Consider the following 6,032-nt stretch of genomic DNA (forward strand, 5'->3'; position numbering starts at 1 on the left):
GCATTGGCCCCCCGGTCGGCGCTCTGTCCGGCATCGAAGGACACCCAGAATGCTGCCTCCTCGTCGACGTCGACCCTCAGATGATGCCGATCATCAGTGCGATCGACGTCCGCCTCCCACGCTAAGAGACGCGAGGTCGTGAATCCGAGCGCCGCCGTTGACTCGGCAGGAGTCTTCCCGCCGCGACGCAGGTCGAGGTATTTCTCTCGTAGCCAGCGGTAGCCGACTTCCTTGCCGATGCCGGCGTCGCGGGCGGAGGGTTTGAGACCGCGCCCCTCCTTGATCGAGGCGAGAAACCGCACACCTGCTGCTGAAGAAGAACGATGAAGCATTTCAAACCACCTAAAAGTAGGTGTTGCTTCGATCAATAGAATCCCGCCAGGTCTAACGCTGCCGACAAGCCGACGCTGAATTTGATGCGCCAAAACCCAACGGTAGTGAGCCAGGCGCACAGTACCTGCCCCTGCGAGACACACAACAACTGGCTCCCTAATCGACGGTTACATGGTGTTGTTAACGCCGAGCCAAAACAGGGCCAATAGTGCCGATTGAAAACAGGACCAATATCTGTGTTTTCTACTATGTCGTATCAGCGGCGGGCTGGTGGCTTTTGAGCCGATAGCTGACGCCTTTGAGGCTGAGAACGTCGGCATGGTGCACGATCCGGTCGATCATCGCGGAGGCGACGGTCTGGTCACCGAAGACCTCCCCCCAGCGGCCGAAGGCCAGATTGCTCGTGAGGATCAGCGATGCATGTTCATAACGGCTCGCGACGAGCTGGAAGAACAAATTCGCGGCGTCCTGGTCAAAGGGAATGTAGCCAACTTCATCGCAGATGAGCACGCTGTAGCGCCGCAGCCGCGTGAGCTCAGCAGCGAGCTTGCCCCGGGAATGAGCTTCCTGCAATCGGGCAACCCAGCCGGTGGCGGTGTCGAAAAGGACTCGGTGGCCGTGCTTGGCCGCCTGGACGCCGAGTGCGCCGGCGAGGTGGGTCTTGCCGGTGCCGGGCGGGCCGAGGAGCACAACGTTTTTCGGTTCGCTGACGAACGTGCTCGTGCCTAGGTGCGCGAGCAGGTTTCGGTCGGCGCTGGGTTGGTGATCAAAGTTGAAGTCCTCGAGGGTCTTGTGGTCGGGGAACCGGGCCGCTTTGATCCGCAGCGCCGCGCCGGACGCTTCGCGTTCGGACACCTCGCGGGAGAGGACCGCGGCGAGGTATTCCTCGTGCGACCAGCCCGCGTCACGGGCCTGATCGCCCAGACGTCGGAACACATCGCCGATCCTCGGCGCGCGCAGCGCCCGAGCGTAATACTCGATCTGTGAGGCCGCGGCGCCGCTCATGCGACCACGTCCAAGTCATGCAGGTCGGGGCCGGCCTCCACGCCGAACAAACTGTCGTAGGTCGCCAGGCTGGCCGTCTCCACGAACGCGACCATCGGTTGAGGGCGGCGATGCCGCAGCGACTGGAACTGGCGCCGCAGCACGTCGGCCTGAGCGACATGCTGTGGGTCGGTCACCGTCAACGCTCGAGCCCACGCCCGCTCATGAGAAGTGACGTTCACCCCGTTGTGAGTGATGTTGACAGTGTCGAGGCTGGCGGTCACATCGACGAGCCGTCCGATCATCGCCGGCGCGACGGAGTAGTCGTTGGAGAGCACCCGGACGTAGTAATCCCGCGGCAGGCGGACCGTGTTGCGAAAGAGGACGTCGGGCGGCACCGGCGACAGCGGGCGCATCGCCGCGCGGTCCTTCTCGATCAGATCCATCGGGCGCGCCCGCCGCGACCGGGAATGACGCGCATTGGCCAGCGGCAACCAGTCGGTGATCTGTTCGTTGAAGTCCTGCGGCGACGCGAAGTGCCGCCCCGGCATGAACGACGATCGGAAGAACCGGTTACGGCGCTCGACCATCCCACTCGACTCTGGGTCGCGGGCCTTGAGCAGCTTGATCTCGGTGCCGAGGGTCCCGGCAAACGCGGCGGTGCGTTCGGTGAGTTTGCCCTTGCCGATGCCAGTTTCGTTGTCCCAGGTCAGCCGGGGCGGCACTGCGCCGGCTGCTTGCAGCAGCGACCACATCCCGCCGAGTAAGTCCGGAGTCGTCCGCGACGGCAACATCAGCGCTTGGAAGAAGCCGGAGAACGTTGAGGTCATCACCAACACCGGCGGCATGCCCTCCTGGCCATGGCCCAACGGCAGCGGCTCGTGCGGGAACCAGAGGTCGCACTGCACCTGCCGGCCGGGCTCGTGCACTAACCGACCGGCCGGGTCCGGCGGCACATACTCCGGACGGATCGCGGCGACCTTGTCGCGGAATACCGACGCCGACCCCAACCAGCCAACTCGCTCCGACAGCGTCGACGCCGGCATCCGCGGCGTCACGGCCAACAACACCCGGACCTGCGCCGCATACGCATCAAAACTCGACCCCGTCGCGACCCGCTGATACTTAGGCACACGGTCTGACTCCAACGCCCGATCGACCGTCCCCCGCGAAACGCCGACCAGCCGGCCGATCTCTCGTTTCGAGTGCTGGCCTGCTGAAAACAGTTGGCGTATCCTCGCCCAATCGTCCATATTGATCACCCTCCATAGTGGCTGGTGGCCCTATTTTCGGTCGGCGTTAACAGGTGTCTCGGAGTACATGCAACCGATTGAATCTGAATCCGACAATTACAGTGAAGTACTTGAAAAGTATCGAAGCCGGCAACAAAATGCTCGCATGAACCCCGGGACGCTTCAATAAGCTACTCACGGCCCAACGTCATGATTTGTAGGGCGGTCTGGACCCCGACAGCGTATCAGTCCCGGACCCTTCCCACAGAATAGGCAGCCGTGATTTTGTAGAGGCCTCGGTGTAGAGGGATATGACGATTCGCCATCGTCTAGTCCAGTGTCACGCTAACTATAGCTACAACACAGGCAAACAATTCACTCTGTATTTCTACCGCGCCCCGAGTAGAAAAATTCGTAAAACCCTATGTCTCTCGAGTACATAATGAGTACCCAGATACGTGCATACAAGGACGGAACATGCGACCAGGGGCACATAGAGCAAGAAGTAGCTTCGTGAGTCCGGCGCCGGTAGGTGAGCGAGCAGCACCATAAAATACGTTTGCAAGCAGTAAATCCCGAGGGAGGCACGCCCCAGCGCTTGAAGGAGCCGCATCGGGACGCGTTTGGAGACGAACCGAACGACGCCAGTCGCAGCGATGACGCCAGTTCCGCCAAGCACAAAACGGTAAGTCCAGATCATGATGGATTCGACGAGGTCCTCGCCGATCAGTCGCCCTCCCGACAAATACACGGAGTAGTCTCGCTGCCAAAACCACAAGAGGGCTGCAAAAAAGATGACAGTGGACACACATACAATCACTGATTCGTGCCGACCAAGCCAACGCTTGTACCGGTTGGCAAGCAGCCCCGCCAGGAAGAATGGATAGAGCCAACGTAGCTGGCCGATTGATAGCGCATCATTTAGGGGGATAACGAAAACAAAAAGAACTGAGATTGGCAACGAGAGTATGCCGATCCACCGTTCTGCATAAAGCGCCGCTGCAGCAATCACGAAGGAGAAGAATAGAAAGATCAGGAACCAGAGCGTGCTCGCTGGAAAAAGGAATTGCGCTAGAAATCCGCCCGCTGCCTCTCCAGCAGTTGTCCATTTCTTCGTGACAATAGCAACTGCCGTACCAAAGAGAGCAGTCCAGGCTAGGAAAGGTACAACTAGGCTACGGACACGATCTTTGAGAATCGACGTTTTGCCCCGTCTCTCAAAAGTGCGGCATGCAAGGTAACCACTCACCGCGGCAAATAGCGGCATGTGGAACGCATATATTCCAACAAAGGTCCAATTACTGAAGAAGTCAAAGTTGCCGTGTGATCCAAACTGAATAACATGGCCGACCACGACGAGCAGAATCGCCAGTCCACGAACATTATCAACCCAGACACTCCGTCCGTGGATCACCGATGACGCGAGTTTGTCCCTATTAATAGACCTTGTTTCTGATCCCACGCTCACGATTTCCCCTGGGTGCATTCCAAGTCCATCAAGTCATGTGATTTCCCGTTGTCCGATCGGTGCCAACAGGCCCACCTCAATGAGCGGATCCATTCATTCAACATAACCCCAAGTCTCTACGTAGCCGATTTTTGACGAGTGGACGAGAGTCGCACTCATGCTCTTCCCCGAGCGAGACCTTCGAAATTGCTAATTCGATGACCCCACGAAAACGTCGCTCTTCCATGGCGCACGAAGCGAAGCCATAGTTTATGGACATATTACCTGTACGCCCGCAAAGATTGAGCCATCTCAGAGTTCGTGGGGAGTGTCTCAGCAACCGTGTTTTCGGATTTTTCATTAGTACGATTCTGTATCTGTCAGCGCTCACGGAAGGTAATAGTCGGCAAACGCGTTAATGAGCTGACTTCAAGGGGAATCGTCTCACTCCTGTGGACTCGAAATTTTGGGTCACCACGGGCAGGCAGTTCTTAGTTGCTCGATCCAACGTCAAGGGCCTTGAAGAACGACCCACTGGCGGCGGCGGAAAATGCCCGCTGGTGGCCATGAAAACTGCCCACTCATGGCCAACAGATCTGCCTACTAAGAGTTTGGCGGCGTTGGCCATGCGCGGAGGGAGTGCTAACTCACCGGCGTCACGCCCTGCCCAAGCGAGGGCCTGCGTGGGGCGGCTCGATTCACCCGACGTCTGGCAGACGTGAGCGTGGTGGAGCAGCCGGTCGACGGTCGTGGTCGCGAGGGTTTTGGGCATGAGCCCGTCGAAACCCGCGGGGTGCAGATTCGACGAGACCGTGATAGAGCGTTTCTCGTAGGCAGCGTCGACGAGATGATGGAGCCCCTTGGCCGCGTCCGTTCTAACTGCTAAAAGCCCTATGTGGCCCTGCCCCCGTTGAGTGGACACCTCACAAGAGAGAATGTTCACATGGGAAACACACGCCGGGAGTTCACTCCTGAGTACAAAGACGAGGCCGTGAAGCTGGTGATCAACACCGGCAGGGCCGTTGCGACCGTGGCCCGCGAGCTCGGCATCAACGAGGCCTCGCTGGGTCGGTGGGTTAACGCTTTCAAGGCCCGAAACGACACCGGCGAGACCACTGTCACCGAGTCGGAACGGGCCGAGTTGCTCCGGTTGCGGAAAGAGAATGCGGATCTGAAACTTGACTGGGCGTTTTTAAAAAAAGCGTCCATCTTCTTCGCCCAGGAAGCGTCGGATACGAGCGCAAAGCGTTCGAACTGATACTGGCGCAGAAGACTAACTTCACCATCACCCGCATGGTCCGCCTGCTCGAGGTGTCTCGATCGGGCTACTACGTCTGGCTCGACCGGAAGCCCTCGGACCGCATGATTCGGCGGGAGGGTATCGAGCAGAAAGTGGCGTGGTTCCACGGCGACTCCGACGAGGTTTATGGGTCGCCGAGAATCCTCGCCGACCTCCGTGCCGACGGGGAAACCATCTCACGTAAGACCGTGGCCAAGACCATGCAACGCCTCGGATTGGTCGGCATCTGTCCGAAGAAGTGGAAGACCACCACGACCATTGACCACGCCGACGCTTACCCGATCGACGCGGTCAAACGCGAATGGGACACCGGTGCCCTGAACCAGGTCTGGGTCGGTGACATCACCTATCTGAGAACCTGGGAGGGGTGGGTCTATCTGGCGACCGTGATCGACGCCCACAGCCGCCGAGTGATCGGCTGGGCCATCGCCGCCCACATGAGGACCGATTTGATCGAGGAGGCCCTCGTGATGGCGATGACGCTGCGCGGAGAACGGCCGGCGCAAGTCATCTTCCACAGCGACCGCGGCACGCAATATGCCTCGGCCCAGATCACCGCGTTCGCGATAAAGAATGGCATCACCCGCTCGATGGGATTGACCGGTATTTGCTGGGATTGTGAGACGATCAACCCATCAGGCCAGGTCGCGGCTTGACCCGTGTTGGGATTGACAGCCGGCCTCATCGCCGGCGTGTCCTTGCGTTGATCTGTCGGCCGTGACCGGGTCTGGTGCCT

The 6,032-nt window shown here is 59.4% G+C and carries 6 protein-coding genes and 1 pseudogene; 2 read left to right on the plus strand and 5 right to left on the minus strand.

What is annotated here, in order from left to right:
* From E3T50_RS11165 to E3T50_RS16780, 5 genes and pseudogenes are all read right to left on the minus strand, one after another.
* Window positions 1–332 (minus strand): annotated as a pseudogene (locus E3T50_RS11165) (IS30 family transposase); the annotation flags it as partial.
* 247 nt (window positions 333–579) lie between these two features.
* Entirely contained in the window at window positions 580–1,338 is a 759-nt protein-coding gene (gene istB / locus E3T50_RS11170; RefSeq protein ID WP_134551901.1) for an IS21-like element helper ATPase IstB, read from the minus strand.
* A complete protein-coding gene (gene istA / locus E3T50_RS11175) occupies window positions 1,335–2,570 on the minus strand; it encodes an IS21 family transposase (RefSeq protein WP_134551903.1) in 1,236 nt (411 codons plus the stop codon). Before istA ends, istB begins: the two co-directional genes overlap by 4 nt.
* A gap of 367 nt (window positions 2,571–2,937) precedes the next feature.
* Window positions 2,938–4,017, minus strand: coding sequence for an acyltransferase family protein (locus E3T50_RS11180; protein ID WP_166784284.1), 1,080 nt, complete (start codon window positions 4,015–4,017; stop codon window positions 2,938–2,940).
* Between the two features lie 394 nt (window positions 4,018–4,411).
* A complete protein-coding gene (locus E3T50_RS16780) occupies window positions 4,412–4,939 on the minus strand; it encodes an ATP-binding protein (protein ID WP_338145359.1) in 528 nt (175 codons plus the stop codon).
* Here E3T50_RS16780 and E3T50_RS11190 point away from each other — a divergent pair, their 5' ends adjacent.
* Together E3T50_RS11190 and E3T50_RS11195 are read left to right on the plus strand one after the other, a co-directional pair.
* Entirely contained in the window at window positions 4,940–5,254 is a 315-nt protein-coding gene (locus E3T50_RS11190) for a transposase (RefSeq protein ID WP_134551907.1), read from the plus strand.
* The gene (locus tag E3T50_RS11195) at window positions 5,179–5,952 is read left to right on the plus strand and encodes an IS3 family transposase (RefSeq protein WP_134551909.1); all 774 of its coding nucleotides are present in this window, start codon (window positions 5,179–5,181) and stop codon (window positions 5,950–5,952) included. Before E3T50_RS11190 ends, E3T50_RS11195 begins: the two co-directional genes overlap by 76 nt.
* The last annotated feature ends 80 nt before the right edge of the window (window positions 5,953–6,032 follow it).

It is taken from the genome of Cryobacterium gelidum (assembly GCF_004403985.1).
Lineage (GTDB): Bacteria > Actinomycetota > Actinomycetes > Actinomycetales > Microbacteriaceae > Cryobacterium > Cryobacterium gelidum.

Bases quoted from the DNA above. Each gene is read 5' to 3' on its own strand.
- istB (WP_134551901.1), bottom strand. From the start codon at position 1,338: ATGAGCGGCGCCGCGGCCTCACAGATCGAGTATTACGCTCGGGCGCTG.
- istA (WP_134551903.1), bottom strand. From the start codon at position 2,570: ATGGACGATTGGGCGAGGATACGCCAACTGTTTTCAGCAGGCCAGCAC.
- E3T50_RS11190 (WP_134551907.1), top strand. From the start codon at position 4,940: ATGGGAAACACACGCCGGGAGTTCACTCCTGAGTACAAAGACGAGGCC.